Annotated in this window: 1 protein-coding gene and 1 pseudogene; both read right to left on the reverse strand. The window is 63.5% G+C overall.

The genetic code is table 11. The features are described from left to right. Window positions 1-138 precede the first annotated feature (138 nt). A complete protein-coding gene (gene istB / locus J2X35_RS19780) occupies window positions 139-873 on the reverse strand; it encodes an IS21-like element helper ATPase IstB (protein ID WP_310189398.1) in 735 nt (244 codons plus the stop codon). Beyond that, window positions 806-2,372: pseudogene (gene istA / locus J2X35_RS19785) on the reverse strand (IS21 family transposase). The gene istB and the pseudogene istA overlap by 68 nt, the downstream one beginning before the upstream one ends. Window positions 2,373-2,390 lie beyond the last annotated feature (18 nt).

Raw genomic sequence — 2,390 nt, forward strand, 5'->3', positions numbered from 1 at the left:
GTGTCAATCGGCGTTGAACTTTGACCCTCTATCGGCATCCAGTATTGACCCCCCTGGTGTGGCGGTCAGCACTTGCCGGCCCGGCGCTGGTCCGGGTTGCATAGGGTCGGCAAGTGCGGATGGGTTTGCGCTTCGACTTTAGCTTTGAGAGCGGTTCTTGAAGCGCCAGGATTCGTTGCCGGTCTCGACGATCTCGCAATGGTGGGTGAGCCGATCGAGCAGCGCGGTCGTCATCTTGGCGTCGCCGAAGACGGCGGGCCATTCGCCGAACGCTAGGTTGGTGGTGACGATGATGGAGGTGCGTTCGTAGAGCCGACTGATCAGGTGGAACAGGAGCTGTCCACCGGCCTGGGCGAAGGGCAGATATCCAAGTTCGTCGAGGATGATGAAGTCGAGGCGGGTCAGGTAGTCGGCGAAGCGGCCCTGCTTTCCGATGCGATGCTCGGCCTCGAGGCGGTTGACGAGATCGACGACGTTGAAGAAGCGGCCACGCGCTCCATTGCGGATCAAGGCTCGTGCGATAGCGATGGCCAGATGCGACTTTCCTGTTCCGGTGCCGCCGACGAGGACAACGTTGCGCTGGTCGGCGACGAAGGTTCCATTGATGAGCTCGCGCAGAAGTGCCTGATTGACCGGGGTGTCGGTGAAGTCGAAGTCGTCGATGTCCTTTGCGAGCGGCAGCTTGGCCAGCGTCATCTGGTATTTGATGGAGCGTGCCTGCTTCTCGGCGATCTCTGCCGACAGGAGGTCGCCGACGATCCTGGGCGGCTCGTGCTGGCGCTTGATGCCGGTGGCCATGACCTCGTCATAAGCGTTGCGCATCCCGTAGAGCTTGAGATTGCCCATCAGGTCGAGAACCTGGGTTCGTTCCATCAGCTTGCCCTCCTGAGGCTGTCGTAGCGGGCGCAGTCGGCCTGCGGTTCATGGCGCAGGCGCAGCGCGTCGGGTGTTAGGATTGTCACGGCCGGTACCGGATCACGCCGCCGGGTGAGGCTGTTTATGATGACGGCGGACGAGCAGACGCCGTGATCGAGCGCCTCCTGGCAGGCCGCATCCACCGCGCCGATCCCATCGGAGAGAACCGCCGACAGGATCTCCACCATCTGGCGATCGCCATCATGCATGCTCTTCAGTCGCCGGCGGATGCGCTCCATGGCGGAGGGAAGCGGCCAGTCGCGGAACGGCGCGCCATTGCGCAACGCACCGGGCTTGCGGGCCAGCACCGGCACGTAATGCCAGGGATTGTAGACCGTCTCGCCACGCCCGAAGCAGCGGGCATGCTCACCGACGACAGCGCCGTCCTGGCGGATGACGATGCGGTCGGCATAGGCATGGATGTCGACCGGTCGGCCGACCGCCGTCGACATCACCGAGTATTTGTTGTTGTCGAAGCGCACCAGGCAGGTCTTGGCGACGGAGACCGGCAGCGCATGGAACCCGTCGAAGGGGCCGCGATACGGCACCAGCGCACCGCGCTCTTCCTCGAACACCTCCCAGATCGTGCGCTCGGGTTGATCGATATGGCGATGCGCCTTAGCCCAGGCGATGCAACGGTCGAGCAACCAGGCGTTCAGTTCGTCATAGCTCTTGAACCGCAAGCGCGGCGTGAAGAAGCGTTCGCGCACCAGGCCGACCTGGTTCTCGACCTGACCCTTCTCCCAGCCCGACGCCGGCGTGCAGGCGACAGGATCGACAAGGTAATGGCTGCACATCTGTAGAAAGCGCCGATTGTACTGCCGGTCCTTGCCGATGAAGACCGTCTCCACTGCCGTCTTCATGTTGTCGTAGATGCCGCGCGTGCAGGTTCCGCGGAAGAACGCGAAGGCCCGGTCGTGGGCGTCGAACACCATCTCCTGCGTCTCGCGGGAGTAGGCCCGCACGAACATCATGCGGCTGTGGCAGAGCCGGACATGAGCGACCTTCACCGTCGTCGTCACGCCGTTGATGACAACGATCTCGTGGCTCCAGTCGAACTGGTAGGCCTCACCCGGCGCGAAGAACAGCGGCACGTAAGCATCCGCCGTCGCCGAACCCTGCGCCTTCGCCCAGCTCTTCGCGTAGCGGCGCACCGCGTCATAGCTGCCTTCGTAGCCGAGTGCGCGCAACTCCTCGAAGATGCGGATGACCGTCAGACGCTCGCGTTCCGGCTTCACGCGGTTGGTGCTCAGGAAGCCGTCGAGCTGACCGCGCCAGGGATCAATCCGCGGCTTCGGCTGGCGCTCCCGCTCGTAGCCAAACACCGTCTCGCCCGAGCGAAGGATCTTGCGCACCGTGTTGCGCGACACATGCAACTCGCGGCTGATCCGCTTCACCGACCAACCCTGAACATGAAAGGCGCGGCGCACCTTGGCTATCGTATCCACTGACTTCATCCCCTGCCCACCCGTTCA

Origin of the sequence: Mesorhizobium sp. BE184, from assembly GCF_031457045.1 — a bacterium.
Lineage (GTDB): Bacteria > Pseudomonadota > Alphaproteobacteria > Rhizobiales > Rhizobiaceae > Mesorhizobium.